Here is a 15,913-nt window from a genome sequence, read left to right as displayed (position 1 = left end):
TCCTTAAACGATTCCGATCCGCTCATGCGGTTGAATAATTTCTGTTACACGTACCCCAAAGTTTTCTTCAATGACAACGACTTCTCCTCTAGCGATTCGCTGTTGGTTGACATAAATGTCTACCGGCTCACCCGCTAGTTTGTCGAGTTCGATGATGGAGCCCTGTGATAACTCAAGTACTTCCCGAACGGATTTTTTCGTTCTTCCTAACTCTACTGTCACGTTTAACGGGACATCGTATAACAACCCAAGATTCGCCGGGGCCGCTTCTTGCGATGCCGGTGATTGGAGCGGCATGAATTCCGCTTGGCTAACTGCCACTTCCGGCATCGATTTTTGTTTACTTGGTTGCGGGGTGACTGGTTGCGCCTGTTGTTGGGCTTGCGGTTGTGGTTTTGGCGCTTCCGCTTGCGGCTGCGCTTTCACCGGTTCCGGTGCTGCCTGGGCTTCCCCTGTAGCTTTCATCAACTCATCGACCAATTGCTTTCCAAATTGAATCGGTGCGATCTGAACGATTGTTGAATCAATCAACGTACCTACTTTGAGATTGAACTCGATGAGTACCATCGTCTCCCAAAGTTCAAGGCGATCGATGATGGTTTGGTTCTTCGTCGCATCGAACACTTCGACAAGCGGTGGCGAGATGTCAATCTTCTTCGAAAATACCGTCGATAAAGACGTTGCGGCCGCCCCCATCATTTGGTTCATTGCTTCTTGAACTGCCGACAACCGAATCTCATCAAGGCTCTCCGGATCAACATTCTCTCCGGTCCCGCCTAACATGAGGTCAGAGATGATGGCCGCATCTTCGCGAGTCAAGACGAGGACGTTCTCCCCTTGGATTCCTTCTGTGTAGCCTACTCGAAGCGCCACATGAGGAGTGGGATAGCGTTCGCGTAACGCTTCAATTCTCACTTCACTGACAACCGGTGTAGTGATTTCAACTTTTTGTTGTAGTAATGTTGACAAGGCCGTTGCCGAGTTCCCGAATGAAATATTCCCAATTTCTCCGAGTGCATCGCTCTCCATCGAATCTAAATGTTCTTCTTTCGCATCGACTTCTGGCGTCGGCGTATTGTCGCTTGTCCCGCGTAATAACGCATCAATTTCATCTTGTGACAGCATCTCACTCATTGCTCTTCCTCCTTCACACGGTGAAGCACTTGAACCGCCATTCGCTTCCCGCTCACACCGACTTGCCCTTTAAATACTTTATTTTCCCCCACCATGACGGACAGGGGTTCTTTTGCTAATTGATTGAGTGCCAAACAATCTCCGACTTCTAGATGCAACAAATCTCCAAATGTGATCGTTGTCTCACCGAGTAAGGATACGACCTCGACCGTCGAGTTCATCAATTGGGCTTTAAGCGGTTCCTTACTCGATTGACTCGCATTTCGTCGATTCGCTTCTTGCATCCAGTAATGACTCGATAGCTTGGACAATACCGGTTCGATTGTGACGAATGGCAGACAGACGTTGATCGTTCCGCTCACTTCACCGATTGTCACACCGATTGAAATCAAGACGACCGTTTCGTTTGGTGAGACGAGTTGCAGGAACTGCGGATTCACTTCCACGGCTGACATTTCTGCTTTAATCTCAGCAATCGATTCCCAAGCATCCCCATATGTCGAAAACGCCCGTTTGTACAATTGCGTCAAGATCCGCATCTCGATTTCGGTGAACGATTCGATTTTGTCCATCTCGACACCGGGACCACCGAGTAATCGGTCTAACATCGCGTACGAGATGTTCGGATTGACCTCGATGATGAATCGCCCGTTTAACGGTGGCGCCTCAATCAAGTTGATCATCGTCATGCTCGGAATGGAATGAATGAATTCATCGTACGGTAATTGTTCGACCGAGTTGACCGAAAACTGAACGTACGTGCGAAGTTGGGCCGAGAAAAATGTCGTGAGCATCCGTGTGAAATGCTCGTGAATCCGAGTTAAGCTACGAATTTGGTCTTTAGAAAATCGAACGGCTCGCTTGAAGTCGTATTGTCGAACTTTCTTCTCTTCCTCTTGCGCGAGAAAGGAGTCTGCTTCGACATCCCCACTGCTTAATGCAGATAGTAAGGCATCAATTTCTTGTTGAGACAGTACTTCTCCCATGATGCCACCTCACTGAATAATTTTCTTCGTCATATAGACGCGTTGGACTTCACCTTCTTCAAGCAGTCCGTTAAGTTGTTCTCGTAATGTTTGTTCGAACTTTTGCATATCCTCTTTTGTTGCCAATTGGGCTTTCGTCATCCCGGATAAGTCACCTAAAATGACATTGTGCACTTGGAATTTACGTAGTTCTAAATTCTCTTTCGTTTCAGCCGAATCTGTGACGATCGTAAATTGAACGTTGATGAAACGCTCGTCTTGAATGTTCGTCGTCATATCATCGGTCATGAAACTCCGTTCTGCCAACTCTTCAGCTGTGACCGGTTTCGTTTTAGCAGTGACGTTATCACCGAAGACATATTTGTACGTCATGAATCCGGCACCGCCCATGACGAGCAGGACGACAAGCAGGATGATTACGACCTTTAGGCCGCCACCTTTTTTATTTTCTTCTTCACTCATCTTCTTCACCTCTTGTGAACATCGTTCCGACTAAACCGATTGAGCGGTAAAAGGCTTCAGTTCGTTCAATGATTTGATCTTTCGTTTCTTTTACGAGATACGTTTTGCCATTAAACAATTGGATGATCGTGTCGGGCTCTGCCTTCACCGTTTCGATGAGCAAAGCGTTCAGCACGAACTCCTCACCGCGAAATGCCGTGACGCGAATCATCAGCGTTTCAAGTTGACGAGTTCTTGAAGAATCTCGTCCGATGTTGTGATAATTCGTGTGTTCGCCTGGAATCCACGCTGTGCCACGATCATTTCTGTGAACTCTTCTGATAGGTCAACGTTTGACATTTCAAGTGCACCTGAGACAAGTTCACCGCGACCGCCCGCACCAGGTACGCCAAACTGTGGAGCACCGGAGTTTTGTGATTGTACGAAGTTGTTGGCTCCGACTTTTGATAACCCGGCATTGTTCGAGAAGTTCGACGTGACGATATAACCAGCGATACGAAGTTCACCATTAGCAGCTACGAAACTAACTTGTCCGTCTTTACCAATTGAAAGCGATTTTGCATCTGTTGGGATTTTAATTCGTCCGTAACGATTTGTTTTCGCTGACGTATCAGTTGCCGCATAATGATCTAAATTTGCTGTTGGACCTGTGAAATCTGTTTCAGCTGGGGTCGCTGTTACTCCTGCAGCAACTGGCAACGTACTAGTGAGTGACCCAACAAGATACGTCCCGTCGCCCGTCACCAAGTTACCTTGGTTGTCCGTATAAAAGTTCCCAGCGCGCGTGTATTGGAGTTGACCATTGACCATCGTCGCATAAAAACCTTCCCCTGAAATCCCAACATCGAGGGCGCGTCCTGTGTTTTGCATGGCACCCTGGTTATAGACGTTATCGACCGTCGCCATCGTACCCCCGAGACCGACTTCCTTCGGGTTAATACCACCCGTTGTCGCATTCCCAGCGGACGCACTCCCGACTTGTTGACTGACGAGGTCTTTGAACGTGACGCGACCTTTTTTATAACCGAACGTGTTGACGTTGGCGATGTTGTTCCCGACGACGTCTAGCTTTGATTGGAAGTTCTTCAATCCACTGATTCCTGAGTACATTGCTCTTAACATAATGTATTCCTCCTATGCTTATTTGATGGATGTGATATCGTACACGCTGACAGATGTGCCGTCTTCAAGATCAGCCATATATCCGGTTAAGTCGTTACGAGAAATGGAAACGACCCGACCCGACCCTTTCGTCGTCTCTTCACTCGTTTCCGATGTGAAGTCGATCGTTTTCCCAATCATGCTACTGTATTCAGAAATCGACGACATGTGACGGTCGACGAGAACTGAGTCAAGTTGTTTTGAGATGGCTTGCATTTGTTCGAGCGATGAGAACTGTGCCATCTGTGCGATGAATTCTTTATCTTCCATAGGTGACATCGGATCCTGGTTCGCGATTTGAGCGAGAAGCAACTTCATAAACATGTCTTTATCGTATTGATTTGTCGCTTTTGGGAGCGACTGATCTGGCAATGTATAATCATTCGTCTTCGGTTGAATGCTCGTCATCTTCAGACCCTCCTTTAGGCTGTTCTTGTGGTTGTTCTTGTTCCGATTGCTCGGAACCGTCTGACAAGGCTGCTTTAGAATCGAGTGCCTGTTGTGTCAAGTTGACCTCGACCCGAACGTTTTGCGAATGGGGTGTCAACGTTTGTTGCAACTGTTGAACTTGCGATTGAATCAGTTGTTTCGCCTCTTGATTGCTGGCAAACATCTTGACGACAAGTTCTCCATTCTTCCGCTCTAGCTTAACGACGAGTTCCCCTAACTGCTCCGGATATAATCGTACGGTGAATACTTTTGAACCGTCCGCCCCACTTTTGAACGGTGCCTTTTGAAGAGCCGCTTCAATCCGAGCTTGTAAATTTTCAGGAAGGGATCCTTTTGAGGCATACATGACCGTGTCCACGTCAATCTGTGGTCTTGACCAGTTCATCCCTTTCGGCATCCAGTCTACGTTATTTGGCTGTAGCGCAGGTTTTGCGATTTTTAAGGTTTCAACATTTGGCAAGACGGGAACTTCTTTCAATGTACCTTCGATTGGTCCTTTATACTGTGTGATGATCCGTTGCATCGTTTGAACCTGTTTGGCAAGTTCTTGGTTTGGAACTTGTTGAGTCAGTGCAATGTTGGTCGTCTGAGTATTTCCCTCTGTTTGCTTCGTAGTATGGACTTTCGGCGTAGTCGTCGTCTGTACAATCGCCGGTAAAACCGAAGACGGGATTTCAGTCTCAGGCGAAGGATTAGACAATTGACCGAGTAAACTTACATATGCATCCATAAACGTCCGATACGCATCTTGTGGCAGTGATTTTAGCCACTTCAATGTATCAGGCTTTTGAAACCATGTTTCGAGTTCCTGTGCCACTTTTTCCAAATCGACTGATCCTTCAGGAAGCACACCTTCTTCAAGTTGAGGAAGTTCTGCCTGCTCCCCTGAGCCTTGCATTGGGGCAAGCATCGCAGAAAGGAGGCTTAAAAATCCACCTGCTCCCTGTGATTCTCCCTCCACTGTTCCAGTACGAGCCATCGATCCTTGAATGGCTTGCGTCAATAAAGCGATATTCAATGTTGGCCCTCCCTTCTTGTGTTCATTGGAGAAGCTGCGTCACAACCGCAGCCTGTTGTGCATTCATTCGTCCTAAGATGTCTGCCTGTTGCTTAGGTGATAGTTCCTTCAACAGTTCAGCAACTTGAGGGCTTTCGAGTTCACCCATAATGGCTGCCGCCTGTTTGGCTGACATTTCTTCATAGACGCTAGCGACGTCAGATGATGATTCCTCTTCTTTTGACGCTGCCTCTAGTTCCGAGACGAGTCGATCTCGTTCACGAATCAAATCGGTGATTTCTTCTTGTCTAGCCTTTACTTCGTTCGTCAATTCCACATTTTCGTTGCGAAGTTTTTCAATCTCACTGTTCGCCGCTTTTAATCGGTTCGCTGCGTCCGAATCGATTCCCGTCACATTCACCTGCGTCTCCGTTTTTTTTGATTCTTCCGTTTTCTCGTTCTCGTTCACTTCTAATAAGGGAACGGATAAGAGCGGACGGTCCATCGCATAGTTCATGACGACGATCCCACCGACTAGGATGAAGATTGCTGGAATGAGGACTAACGCCACGATCATTTGCTTGCCTCGTTTATTGTTCTCTTTTGCCATGCTACTTCCCTTTCCCACGATGAATCACAGCAAGTTCATCCATCATTTGTTGCTCTGTAAGTTTAGCTACCGTCATCTCTTGCATGCTGACCTTTTCATGTAGCGTCACGTATTTCTTTTCTTCCACCACTTTACCGAGCAATCGTTCTTGCGACGCATGATAGCGATTGCGGGCCTGTTGTACGACGAGCTGTTGCGTTTCGATTTGACGTTTCACTTGTTCTCGCGTCTTTTCTCGATACTGCGACATGAGAAGGTCGATGTTTCCAGATTGTTCGTCTTGGTGTTTGATGAGCGACTCATACATGAGAAGAAGGTCATATAGCTTCTCCATCTCTGTCTCAAGTCTTGCCTTAAATCCTCTGACTTCTATGGCGGCATCTTCTTTTTCATGTTCCGCAATCGGCATGATTCGTTCTAATATGAGTCTGTTCATGATTCACCTCGTGCGATATGTGACAAGTGGGTCATCGTCTGTTCGAAAGCAGCATCTTCTTCAATCGATTGTTTTAAAAACGTCAACAAGTATGGATATTTATCCACGGCAGTATCAATCGCAGGATTGGTGCCTTTTTTATACGCTCCGATATTGATTAAATCTTCCGCATCGATATAGGTCGCAAGCCAGCTGCGGAACGTTTGGGCCGCCTCCTTATGTGCCGGAGAAGCGATTTGGTTCATGACCCGGCTGATTGATTTCAGTACATGGATTGCCGGGAATTGCCCACGGTTTGCGAGCGCCCGGTCCATGACAAAGTGTCCGTCTAAAATCCCACGCACCGCATCGGCAATCGGTTCATTCATATCATCTCCGTCGACGAGGACCGTATAGAACGCAGTGATCGACCCTGATGCCGCTGTCCCGCTTCGCTCTAGTAGTTGAGGCAACATGGCGAATACGGACGGGGTGTACCCTTTCGATGTCGGAGGTTCGCCCGTCGCGAGACCAATTTCACGCTGCGCCATCGCAAATCGTGTCACCGAGTCCATCATCAAGACCACTTCTTTCCCTTGGTCCCGGAAGTACTCGGCAATCGCGGTCGCCGTGTAAGCTCCCTTCAACCGAACAAGCGGGGGTTGGTCGCTTGTCGCTACAATCACGACGGAACGAGCCATGCCTTCTGGTCCGAGCTCCTTTTCGATGAACTCTTTTACTTCCCGGCCCCGTTCTCCAATCAAGGCGATGACGTTAATGTCGGCTGAAGAACGTTTGGCAATCATTCCGAGCAAGGTCGACTTCCCGACACCGGAGCCGGCGAACAAACCGACCCGTTGCCCTTTACCTACAGTCAACAGCCCATCGATCATCCGGACACCGGTCGACAGTGCATCCAAAATCCTCGGTCGATTCAACGGGTTAGGGGGTTTGCGTTGAACATCATAACGCTTACCGGTCACAAGTCGTTCACCTGACAGGGGACGCCCTAAACCATCGAGCACTTGACCAATCAACTCTTCCCCTACAGGAACTTGAAGCATTTTCCCCGTTCCTTTGACTAGACAGCCAGGCGCGATTTGTGTGGTTTCACCGTATGGCATGAGAAGGACGCGCTCTTCATTGAATCCGACGACCTCAGCTTCGACTGTTTCATTCGAAGGAAGGACAATCAAACAGCGCTCTCCGACAAACGCACTCGGTCCGTTCGACTCAATCATCAAGCCGATGACTCGACAAACTCGACCGATTTTTCGTGTGAACTCGCCGTCTGTAGACTGTTTAATCGAGCCGAGAACCTGCTCAATAAGCGCCATCCGCTAGAACCTCCTCGATTTTGGCTTGGATCCGTTCGAAACTATATGTCAAATCGACTTCATTGCCACGATGTGGCGACTCGATTCGAACTGCTGTCTCATCCAATGATCCGTCCCCTCGATATTTCAGAGGAGGTGTCTCTACTGTCCGCCACATCGCTTCGAATCGCTGAATCGAGGCAAGACGTGTCGGATGAACAAAGATTGTAAGTGCTTCGGCATCGATCATGTGTGACATCTGATCACGAATCATCGTCGCAAACAGTTCTTCATCTTTTCGGACAAGGTCTGTCGTCACGTGTGCACTGACTGTAACGGCCAATTCAATGAGTTGTTCTTCCGCTCGCCTCCACTTTTCTTCAAATAAGAGTTCGAGTTCGGTCGAAATGGAATTCAAACGCGTCGTGATCTCTTCAAATTCAGCCAATCCATCCTGCCTACCTTGAAGGAGACCTTCTTGGTATCCTTCTGAACGCGCTTCTTCAAACACTTGTTGCTTCAACCGCTCCAACTGTTCGACTTCCGTCTGCTGAAACTGTTGGAACGCTTCTTCGTCCTGCTTCAACTTCTCATAGCGTGATTGGATGACATCCCCATGATCGATTCCGTCATTCGGTTCTATAACGGGTGTCTCTAATCGCTTCGATTCAATTCGTTGCGGGGTATTCGATGTTGCACGTTGGCGTTTAATTACATTAGACAACGATGTCATCTCCTCCACCTCGACTGATTACAATCTCACCGACGTCCTCTAGACGACGAATGATTCCGACGATTCGACTCTGTGCCTCTTCGACGTCACGCAACCGCACCGGCCCCATGAATTCCATATCTTCTTTGAACGTTTCGACCATACGTTGAGACATGTTCTTGAAGATGATTTGTTTGACTTCTTCTGAAGAGACCTTGAGTGCAAGCAACAAGTCGTCGTTCGCCACTTCGCGAATGATTCGTTGAATCGCACGAGAGTCGAGCGTGACGATATCTTCGAAGACGAACATTCGCTTCTTGATTTCTTCTGCGAGTTCTGGATCTTCGATTTCGAGCGCATCGAGGATGGTGCGTTCCGTCGTCCGGTCGACACCGTTCAAGACTTCGACGACCGCCTCGATTCCACCCGACTGGGCATAATCTTGCATATCTGTCTGTGACAAGTTCTTTTCTAGAATCTGCTCCACCTCATGGATGACGTCTGGATTGAGTCGATCCATCGTCGCAATCCGTTTCGCGACTTCCGATTGAATCTCAGGTGGAAGTTCCGACAGGATCTGCCCTGACTTGACCGGTTCTAAATGCGCTAAGATTAACGCAATCGTCTGAGGATGCTCGTTTTGAATAAAGTTCAATAACTGTTTCGGGTCTGCTTTTCGTGCAAACTCGAACGGTCTGACCTGTAAGGTGGAAGTCAGACGATGAATCAATGCCATCGCCTTGTCTTCACCAACTGCTTTTTCAAGGACAGTTTTCGCAAACCCGATTCCACCCTGAGTGATATAACTTTGTGCCATGGCGAGTTCATGGAACTCACCGAGAATACTATCCTTTTCTTCCGGGGACACTTTTTTTAACGCTGAAATTTGAAGCGTCAGTTGTTCCATCTCTTCTTCTGAAAGATGTTTGTAGACGTTCGCTGCCACTTCAGGTCCCAGGGAAATCATGAGCATCGCTGCTTTTTCGCGATTCGATTGTTTTGCATAGTTCACGTTACTCACTCCTCAGACATCCAAGTACGAAGCAGTTTAGCAAACTCTTCTGGATTACTTTCAGCTAATTTTTCTAACTGTTTCTTCTTCACTGCACCTTCGCCTCGCTCTTCGAGGTCTAGGTCAGGTACTTCATCTTCATATGGAACTTCCCATTCGTTCGTCTCTTCCACAACCTCTTGCTTCCGTCTACGCATCGCGAAGAAGATCAAGGCAAGAATTACGACTGCACCCGCCGCTGCCGCATACATCCACCAAGGTGTCGGTTGCTCTGTTGCTGCAACCTCTTCCACTTCAGCGAACGGTCTCGACACGACGACAACTTTCTGTTCGAGTTCAGCATCCGTGATGGCTTCATCCGTCTTCGCTAACGACGTCCGAATAATGGAATACATCATCGTCTCGAGGTCGCCTTCTAACTGCGGATCGATACTTGTTGCGCCATCTGGTGGTTCAACGATGAGTTGGACTCCGAGGTCACGAATCGTATATGGTGCGTTTTGAATCTGCTTCGTGATGCGGTTGACCTCGTAATTGATGATTTCATGATTCTTTTCACTTTCTTCTGTGCCATCGCCAGTCGCTGCCGGGAAGTTGATTGTGTCGTTCTCACCAGTTCCCGTCGCTTCTGTCGCCGTACCTGTTCCGCCAGTGTATGCTTCAGCAATCCGCTCGGCAGACGTGACGATGCCTTCCATGTTTTCTTCATCGACCGGCGTGACAAGATTCTGTTCTTCAGCCGTTTGTGTCGTGTCGATGTCTGCTGTGACGGAAACGAGTACGCTCCGTTCGCCGAGTAGAACCGAGAGCATCTGTTGGATTTGTTGACGTACGTCTTTTTCGACTTGTCGCTTCAACGCCAATGGATCTGACGAGGAACCTCCAGCAACAACAGTCTGGTCGAGATCATAATACGTGAAGTATTGGTCCATAATTGAAATGTTTTCCGGTTTCAAGTTCGGGACACTCTTACTAATCAAATGATAGAGACCTTTTACTGTGTTTGGTTCTAAATTCGTCCCCGCTCCGATGTTCAAGACGATGGACGCGGTAGGCTCACCTTGATCTTCTGCCAAGAAGACAGACTTCTCAGGAAGTGAGATGATGACTTTCGCTTGATTGATTCCTTCAATCTGTGTGATGAGTCGCTCTAGCTCCGTCTGCATCGCACTACGTTCGATGACAGCCATCTCACGGTCTGTCGTTCCGAACCCTGCGTTTTCGCTGAAGAAACTATAATCAATCGAGCCGGACTTTGGAATCCCGGCAGCAGCCAAACTCACTTTCAACTGATCGACCATTTCAGTCGGCACATACACGCTCACACCGTTCGAAGTCGCCTTGATTTCCGACTGTACCCCGTCTGCTGTCAACTTCTCTGTCACTTCGCCCGCTTCTTGAGCAGACAAGTTTGTATAGAGAGGTGCCATGTTTGGCCTTGAAAGGAAGAATGTGAGTACGAGGGCCGCGATTAGTATGACCGCGATCGAGATGCCCCATACGAGTTTACGTTTCGCTGGCATCGCCTTTAATGCACCGGTCATGGATTTGAATCGTTCTTTTAATTGTTCATTCATCGCAACTTGTCATCCTCTACAATTAAACTTGCATTCGCATCATTTCTTGATAGGCCTCAACAGCCTTGTTCCTCACCTCGATGGCAAGTTGCATCGCAATCGACGACTCTTCACTTTGAATCATCACCTGATGAAGGTCAGCTTTCCCGACCGCCAAATCTTTACGGGCTTGACTAGTCGCTTGTTGTGTCTCATTCAATGCGTTCATCGCTTCATTCAAGTATGACCCAAATTGAGATGGGTTCGTTTTATTCAGTGATGGCGTGAGTTCTGGGCTCATCAATTGAATTGGATTAATTTGCATCCGTTAACACTCCTTATCCTTTACCAATCTCCATCGCTTTTACGAGCATCGCCTTCGAGGCGTTCATCGCTGCAATGTTTGCTTCGTACGAACGAGTCGCACCCATCAAATCGACCATTTCTTTCAAGAGATCGACGTTCGGCATTTGTACGTACCCTCGCTCATCCGCATCGGGATGATTCGGGTTATAAGCCAATTTATACGGTGCATCGTCTTCGATGATTTGAGATACCTGCACCCCTCCATTAACGGCATCCATTTGCTTCCGGAATGGCGCTTCTTGCAACACGGTCATCTTTCGTGTGTATGGTTGCCACTCTCCGTCCACGAGTCTCCCGCGAGTCGTCTGAGCGTTGGCGATGTTCGCCGACACGGTATCCATTCGTAGCCGTTGTGACGTCAACGCTGAAGCTGAAATATGAAAACTATCAAACATTCCCATTGATTAACGACCTCCCCGAATAACAGATTTTAATCCCCCGAGCCTACGATTCAATTGCTCCATCATCGCCTCATACTGGAGTTGGTTTCGTGCCAGCTCACTCATTTCATAATCCAAGTCGACGTTGTTGCCATCACTCCTCATGGCGCCACCAGCTCGATCGATGACCTTCGACTGGGTCGAGTCACTCGGACGACCACCTTGCAGCTTGAGTCGCATCTCACTCTGAAGCGTCTGCTCAAACACAGCCTGTTTGGCTTTGAAATTCGGCGTATCAATGTTTGAAAGGTTATGACTGATGACCTTTTGGTTAAGGACTGAATGGTTGATGGCTTGCTTTAGTAATTGATAGTCACTACCAATCCAATTCACGGCGTTCACTCACTTTCATATAATGACTACTAAATATACCTCATTTGGAAAATCTACTATTTCATTGAAACAAATCTGTAACAGTTCTGAAAGATATTTTTTAAAACATAGGTAAATGGCTTAATATCTTTTTGTCGAAATCACGTCAAAAGGTGAAAATAATTACTTTTGTACTAAAAAAAACCGCCTCCTTATCAAGGAAAGCGGTTTTTTAGGAATAAAGTCCCTTTTAAAAGTGTTTTCAATGGAAATTACACATCGAAAGTTGTATTTCAGTTTGATTTCAGTTTTTGCAATTCAAACAAGAAGTTGTCATTTAATATCTTGATATACGTTCCTTTCATTCCTAAAGAACGTGATTCAATGACCCCTGCACTTTCTAATTTCCGAAGTGCGTTGACGATGACCGAACGCGTGATTCCCACTCTGTCGGCAATTTTGGAAGCAACTAGCAATCCTTCGTTTCCACCAAGCTCTTCGAAGATATGTTCGATTGCCTCAAGCTCTGAATACGATAACGAGTTAATCGCCATCTGGACGACTGCTTTCTTACGTGCCGACGTTTCTGCTTCCGCAGCCTTCTCACGAAGGATCTCCATTCCAACTACAGTTGCAGAGTACTCCGCGAGAACGAGGTCATCTTCTGTGAATTCATTCGCCAATCGACCGAGTACGAGCGTACCTAAACGTTCTCCTCCACCGATGATTGGAACAATCGTCGTCATGGAGTTGAGGAATAGATCGTGGTTCTCGACTGGGAATGCTGTATATTCACTATCGATATCGATGTTCGCTGTCGTTTCTTTCACATTGAACAAGTTCGAAGCATATGGCTCCGGGAACTGTCGATCGACTAAGAATGCTTTCATCCGGTCATTCTCAATCTGTTGTTTGATTGCAAAACCGAGAAGTCGTCCCCGACGACTCACGATAAACGTGTTGGACTCAAGGACTTCACGCATTTTGTCCGCCATTTCTTTAAAGTCAACGTGCGCACTTGCCTCTTGTTGAAGCATTGTGTTTAATTGGCGTGTTTTTTCTAGTAAGTTCATATTCTCTATTTCCTCCCTGTATGTGCATACAGAATCTTATAATATATATTGGCTCAAATCACGATCGTCGGCGATGGAACCGACTTTTGCTTGTACGTAAGCTGGTGTGATTTCTACGGTTGTTTGTGGCATATCTGCCGCTTCAAATGATAAATCTTCTAAAACGCGCTCCATTATAGTATAGAGGCGACGTGCACCGATGTCATCGGTCTCCCGATTGACATGTGTCGCAATTTTCGCAATTTCTTCAATGGCCTCATGCGTGAAACGGACCGTGATTTCTTCAGATTCTAACAAGGCCGTATATTGTTTAATGAGTGCCTGTGACGGTTCCGTCAAAATCTTGACGAAGTCTTCTTCCGTCAAGCTGCTCAATTCAACACGAATTGGGAAGCGTCCTTGTAGCTCTGGAATCAGGTCAGACGGCTTAGCCATATGGAATGCACCGGCCGCGATGAAAAGAACATGATCCGTTTTAACCGGTCCATACTTCGTGACGACCGTAGATCCTTCTACAATCGGAAGAATGTCACGCTGCACCCCTTCACGGGATACTCCGGCGTGATCTTGTGATTTTGTGGCGATCTTATCGATTTCATCCACGAAGATGATACCCATCTGTTCACTGCGCCGCACGGCTTCATCGTGGACTTCGTTCAAGTCCAGCAAGTTCTCTGCTTCTTCAGCAATGAGAAGCGGTCTTGCTTCACGAACCGTCAACTTACGTTGTTTCCGTTTCTTTGGAACGATTTGACCGAGCATATCCTGAAGATTCGACAAACCTTCCATCCCTTGACCTTGAAACAAATCCATCGTCTGCTTTTCTTCTAATTCCACTTCAATCACGCGTTCTTCGAGTTCACCGAGTTCGAGCAAGCGTCGAAGTTGCGAACGGTCATTATTGGATGTGTCCGACGTGGTTTCTGGCTGTTGTGTCTGTCCGCCGAACAACGCTTCGAACGGATTCGATGCAGTAGGTGTCGCTTTTGCTTTTCCTTGTAGTGCATCTAAAAGGCGTTCCGTCGCCGCACGTTCCGCTGGCTCCTTCACATCTTCTTTTTTCTCTTCTTTGACAAGACGAACCGATGCCTCAACGAGATCACGTACCATCGATTCAACGTCACGACCGACGTAACCAACTTCCGTAAATTTCGTTGCTTCTACCTTCACAAACGGTGCACCGACAAGCTTAGCTAACCGTCGAGCAATTTCGGTCTTTCCGACCCCGGTCGGTCCGATCATCAAAATATTTTTTGGTGTAACCTCATCGCGAAGGTCTGCACTTAACTTTTGACGTCGATAGCGATTTCGTAGAGCAATCGAAACTGCTCGCTTGGCATCCTTTTGTCCGATTACAAAACGGTCTAACTCCGTTACGATTTGTCTAGGTGTCAACTCTCGGTTCATTCAGCAGCGCCTCCAATCGTTTCTACAATGACTTGATCATTTGTATACACGCAAAGCTCACCAGCGATTTCAAGAGCGGCACGCGCGATTTCTTCAGCAGACTTTTCAGCAGAATGGCGTACGAGTGCGCGACCTGCCGCTAAGGCATAGTTCCCACCGGATCCGATTGCAAGAATTCCATCGTCCGGCTCAATCACTTCTCCATTCCCAGAGACGAGCAAAAGATGATCGGCATCCATCACAATCAATAGTGCCTCGAGTTGACGCAACATCTTATCCCCACGCCATTCTTTCGCAAGTTCTACCGCTGCTCGCGGCAAGTTACCGTTATACATTTCAAGTTTCGATTCAAACTTTTCAAACAATGTGAAAGCATCGGCTACGCTACCTGCAAAACCGGCAACGACTTTCCCGCCATAAAGGCGTCTGACTTTCTTCGCCTTGTTTTTCATGATGACGGCATTCCCGAATGTGACTTGGCCATCTCCACTCATCGCACATTGGCCATTGTGTCGAACTGCAAAAATCGTTGTTGCATGAAACATATCGTAACCTCCTACTTTCTTGGATGTGTCGCTTGATAAATCGACCGAAGTCGTTCGGTCGATACATGGGTATACCGCCCGGTCGTCGACAAGGACTCATGCCCAAGCAACTCTTGGACGGCACGCAAGTCCGCTCCCCGTTCTAACAAATCCGTCGCAAAGCTGTGTCGCAACGAGTGCGGGGTAAGTGGTTTATGTACCCCACTGTCTTTTCTCAAACGTTTCATGACATAGCGGATTTGGTCTGTTGTCATCCGATTCCCTTTTTGACTCAAAAATAATGCGGTTTCTGTCGGGAGCCCGACACCTTTGCGTAATTCGATATAACGCTGCAAAGCATGTACGGCATATTGCCCGATCGGGACATATCGTTCTTTCTTCCCTTTTCCCATCACATGGACAAAGGATAAAACCTCATCGAACGAGGAAAGGTTCATCCCACACAGTTCAGCGACGCGGATTCCCGTCCCATAGAGCACTTCTACGATGGCGACGTCCCTCGCCTGTAAAAAAGGATCTTCCTGCCTCGAGGCAGCCTCCAACAGTTGCTCGACTTCCGTCGGGACGGCAAAGGTCGGCAAGGACTGTCTCTTTTTCGGTGAGGTCAGGTCGTGGAACAACGGTTCTCCACCTTGTTCTCTTGCCATAAACTTCCCGAATTGCTTGAAACAAGATACTTTTTGGGACACCGTGGACGCGGCCAATTGTTTCTCATAAAGGACATATAAATAACGCCGCGCCGTCTGAGCATCGTAGGGATCTTGATGCGTCGATTGGCAATATGCGGCGTACTGGTCGAGCGTTTGCTCGTAGGAGCGTTTCGTATGAGGAGACAGTCGACGTTCAATTTGGCAGTAGCGCAAAAAGGATTGTCGATCCTCTAAAAATCCCATTTTATCGCCTCCTCGATGACTCGTAAAAACGCATGTTCTCGTCAAATCGAAATTAGCATAGCATAC

20 protein-coding genes are annotated in these 15,913 nt (G+C 47.5%); all 20 read right to left on the bottom strand.

All coding sequences use genetic code 11. The annotated features are described in order from the left end of the window. Positions 1-3: 3 nt before the first annotated feature. The 20 genes from fliY to BV910_RS06200 all read right to left on the bottom strand — a co-directional run bounded on the left by fliY (position 4) and on the right by BV910_RS06200 (position 15,847). Positions 4-1,134, bottom strand: coding sequence for a flagellar motor switch phosphatase FliY (gene fliY / locus BV910_RS06295; RefSeq protein WP_078146708.1), 1,131 nt, complete (start codon positions 1,132-1,134; stop codon positions 4-6). After that, complete coding sequence (gene fliM, locus BV910_RS06290) at positions 1,131-2,120, bottom strand: flagellar motor switch protein FliM (protein WP_078146707.1); 990 nt, start codon at positions 2,118-2,120, stop codon at positions 1,131-1,133. The genes fliY and fliM overlap by 4 nt, the downstream gene beginning before the upstream one ends. A 9-nt stretch (positions 2,121-2,129) precedes the next feature. Then, positions 2,130-2,582: a flagellar basal body-associated FliL family protein gene (locus tag BV910_RS06285; RefSeq protein WP_078146706.1), complete on the bottom strand. Its 453-nt coding sequence runs from the start codon at positions 2,580-2,582 to the stop codon at positions 2,130-2,132. Next, positions 2,575-2,793, bottom strand: coding sequence for a flagellar FlbD family protein (locus BV910_RS06280; protein WP_031421671.1), 219 nt, complete (start codon positions 2,791-2,793; stop codon positions 2,575-2,577). Before BV910_RS06280 ends, BV910_RS06285 begins: the two co-directional genes overlap by 8 nt. Further along, positions 2,793-3,704 (bottom strand): flagellar basal body rod protein FlgG, encoded by a 912-nt coding sequence (flgG, locus tag BV910_RS06275; protein ID WP_078146705.1) that lies wholly within the window; start codon positions 3,702-3,704, stop codon positions 2,793-2,795. The genes BV910_RS06280 and flgG overlap by 1 nt, the downstream gene beginning before the upstream one ends. Positions 3,705-3,722: 18 nt before the next feature. Continuing rightward, positions 3,723-4,151 carry a flagellar hook capping FlgD N-terminal domain-containing protein gene (locus BV910_RS06270; RefSeq protein WP_078146704.1) on the bottom strand — a complete coding sequence of 143 codons (429 nt, stop codon included), beginning with the start codon at positions 4,149-4,151 and terminating at the stop codon, positions 3,723-3,725. Further along, positions 4,123-5,211, bottom strand: coding sequence for a flagellar hook-length control protein FliK (locus BV910_RS06265; RefSeq protein ID WP_078146703.1), 1,089 nt, complete (start codon positions 5,209-5,211; stop codon positions 4,123-4,125). Before BV910_RS06265 ends, BV910_RS06270 begins: the two co-directional genes overlap by 29 nt. A gap of 22 nt (positions 5,212-5,233) precedes the next feature. After that, complete coding sequence (locus tag BV910_RS06260; protein ID WP_078146702.1) at positions 5,234-5,800, bottom strand: MotE family protein; 567 nt, start codon at positions 5,798-5,800, stop codon at positions 5,234-5,236. A 1-nt stretch (position 5,801) separates the two neighbouring features. Continuing rightward, positions 5,802-6,236 (bottom strand): flagellar FliJ family protein, encoded by a 435-nt coding sequence (locus BV910_RS06255; protein ID WP_078146701.1) that lies wholly within the window; start codon positions 6,234-6,236, stop codon positions 5,802-5,804. Further along, positions 6,233-7,552: a flagellar protein export ATPase FliI gene (fliI, locus tag BV910_RS06250; protein ID WP_078146700.1), complete on the bottom strand. Its 1,320-nt coding sequence runs from the start codon at positions 7,550-7,552 to the stop codon at positions 6,233-6,235. The genes BV910_RS06255 and fliI overlap by 4 nt, the downstream gene beginning before the upstream one ends. Next, positions 7,539-8,264 (bottom strand): FliH/SctL family protein, encoded by a 726-nt coding sequence (locus BV910_RS06245; RefSeq protein WP_078146699.1) that lies wholly within the window; start codon positions 8,262-8,264, stop codon positions 7,539-7,541. Before BV910_RS06245 ends, fliI begins: the two co-directional genes overlap by 14 nt. Further along, complete coding sequence (fliG, locus tag BV910_RS06240; RefSeq protein WP_026826250.1) at positions 8,248-9,255, bottom strand: flagellar motor switch protein FliG; 1,008 nt, start codon at positions 9,253-9,255, stop codon at positions 8,248-8,250. Before fliG ends, BV910_RS06245 begins: the two co-directional genes overlap by 17 nt. A gap of 5 nt (positions 9,256-9,260) precedes the next feature. Further along, the gene (gene fliF, locus BV910_RS06235) at positions 9,261-10,832 is read right to left on the bottom strand and encodes a flagellar basal-body MS-ring/collar protein FliF (RefSeq protein WP_078146698.1); all 1,572 of its coding nucleotides are present in this window, start codon (positions 10,830-10,832) and stop codon (positions 9,261-9,263) included. A gap of 22 nt (positions 10,833-10,854) precedes the next feature. Further along, on the bottom strand, positions 10,855-11,136 hold the full coding sequence (gene fliE, locus BV910_RS06230; protein WP_074037250.1) for a flagellar hook-basal body complex protein FliE: 282 nt from the start codon (positions 11,134-11,136) through the stop codon (positions 10,855-10,857). Positions 11,137-11,149: 13 nt separating this feature from the next. Further along, positions 11,150-11,578 carry a flagellar basal body rod protein FlgC gene (gene flgC / locus BV910_RS06225; protein ID WP_074037252.1) on the bottom strand — a complete coding sequence of 143 codons (429 nt, stop codon included), beginning with the start codon at positions 11,576-11,578 and terminating at the stop codon, positions 11,150-11,152. A 3-nt stretch (positions 11,579-11,581) separates the two neighbouring features. Next, the gene (flgB, locus tag BV910_RS06220; protein ID WP_074037939.1) at positions 11,582-11,950 is read right to left on the bottom strand and encodes a flagellar basal body rod protein FlgB; all 369 of its coding nucleotides are present in this window, start codon (positions 11,948-11,950) and stop codon (positions 11,582-11,584) included. Between the two features lie 272 nt (positions 11,951-12,222). Then, positions 12,223-13,002 (bottom strand): GTP-sensing pleiotropic transcriptional regulator CodY, encoded by a 780-nt coding sequence (gene codY / locus BV910_RS06215; RefSeq protein WP_074037253.1) that lies wholly within the window; start codon positions 13,000-13,002, stop codon positions 12,223-12,225. Positions 13,003-13,038: 36 nt separating this feature from the next. Further along, positions 13,039-14,409 carry an ATP-dependent protease ATPase subunit HslU gene (hslU, locus tag BV910_RS06210; protein ID WP_074037255.1) on the bottom strand — a complete coding sequence of 457 codons (1,371 nt, stop codon included), beginning with the start codon at positions 14,407-14,409 and terminating at the stop codon, positions 13,039-13,041. Beyond that, entirely contained in the window at positions 14,406-14,954 is a 549-nt protein-coding gene (gene hslV / locus BV910_RS06205; protein ID WP_078146697.1) for an ATP-dependent protease subunit HslV, read from the bottom strand. Before hslV ends, hslU begins: the two co-directional genes overlap by 4 nt. Before the next feature lie 11 nt (positions 14,955-14,965). Continuing rightward, complete coding sequence (locus tag BV910_RS06200; RefSeq protein WP_078146696.1) at positions 14,966-15,847, bottom strand: tyrosine-type recombinase/integrase; 882 nt, start codon at positions 15,845-15,847, stop codon at positions 14,966-14,968. Positions 15,848-15,913 lie beyond the last annotated feature (66 nt).

Origin of the sequence: Exiguobacterium sp. HVEsp1, assembly GCF_002009685.1 — a bacterium.
Taxonomy (GTDB): Bacteria; Bacillota; Bacilli; order Exiguobacteriales; family Exiguobacteriaceae; genus Exiguobacterium; species Exiguobacterium profundum.
The sequence above is the reverse complement of the archived record's forward strand: the minus strand, read 5'-3'. Positions and strand labels throughout refer to the sequence as shown.

Excerpts from the sequence above, each read along its gene's own strand:
- fliY (WP_078146708.1), bottom strand. The coding sequence starts at position 1,134 with ATGAGTGAGATGCTGTCACAAGATGAAATTGATGCGTTATTACGCGGG.
- fliM (WP_078146707.1), bottom strand. The coding sequence starts at position 2,120 with ATGGGAGAAGTACTGTCTCAACAAGAAATTGATGCCTTACTATCTGCA.
- BV910_RS06285 (WP_078146706.1), bottom strand. The coding sequence starts at position 2,582 with ATGAGTGAAGAAGAAAATAAAAAAGGTGGCGGCCTAAAGGTCGTAATC.
- BV910_RS06280 (WP_031421671.1), bottom strand. The coding sequence starts at position 2,793 with ATGATTCGCGTCACGGCATTTCGCGGTGAGGAGTTCGTGCTGAACGCT.
- flgG (WP_078146705.1), bottom strand. The coding sequence starts at position 3,704 with ATGTTAAGAGCAATGTACTCAGGAATCAGTGGATTGAAGAACTTCCAA.
- BV910_RS06270 (WP_078146704.1), bottom strand. The coding sequence starts at position 4,151 with ATGACGAGCATTCAACCGAAGACGAATGATTATACATTGCCAGATCAG.
- BV910_RS06260 (WP_078146702.1), bottom strand. The coding sequence starts at position 5,800 with ATGGCAAAAGAGAACAATAAACGAGGCAAGCAAATGATCGTGGCGTTA.
- BV910_RS06255 (WP_078146701.1), bottom strand. The coding sequence starts at position 6,236 with ATGAACAGACTCATATTAGAACGAATCATGCCGATTGCGGAACATGAA.
- fliI (WP_078146700.1), bottom strand. The coding sequence starts at position 7,552 with ATGGCGCTTATTGAGCAGGTTCTCGGCTCGATTAAACAGTCTACAGAC.
- BV910_RS06245 (WP_078146699.1), bottom strand. The coding sequence starts at position 8,264 with ATGACATCGTTGTCTAATGTAATTAAACGCCAACGTGCAACATCGAAT.
- fliF (WP_078146698.1), bottom strand. The coding sequence starts at position 10,832 with ATGAATGAACAATTAAAAGAACGATTCAAATCCATGACCGGTGCATTA.
- fliE (WP_074037250.1), bottom strand. The coding sequence starts at position 11,136 with ATGCAAATTAATCCAATTCAATTGATGAGCCCAGAACTCACGCCATCA.
- flgC (WP_074037252.1), bottom strand. The coding sequence starts at position 11,578 with ATGGGAATGTTTGATAGTTTTCATATTTCAGCTTCAGCGTTGACGTCA.
- codY (WP_074037253.1), bottom strand. The coding sequence starts at position 13,002 with ATGAACTTACTAGAAAAAACACGCCAATTAAACACAATGCTTCAACAA.
- hslU (WP_074037255.1), bottom strand. The coding sequence starts at position 14,409 with ATGAACCGAGAGTTGACACCTAGACAAATCGTAACGGAGTTAGACCGT.
- hslV (WP_078146697.1), bottom strand. The coding sequence starts at position 14,954 with ATGTTTCATGCAACAACGATTTTTGCAGTTCGACACAATGGCCAATGT.
- BV910_RS06200 (WP_078146696.1), bottom strand. The coding sequence starts at position 15,847 with ATGGGATTTTTAGAGGATCGACAATCCTTTTTGCGCTACTGCCAAATT.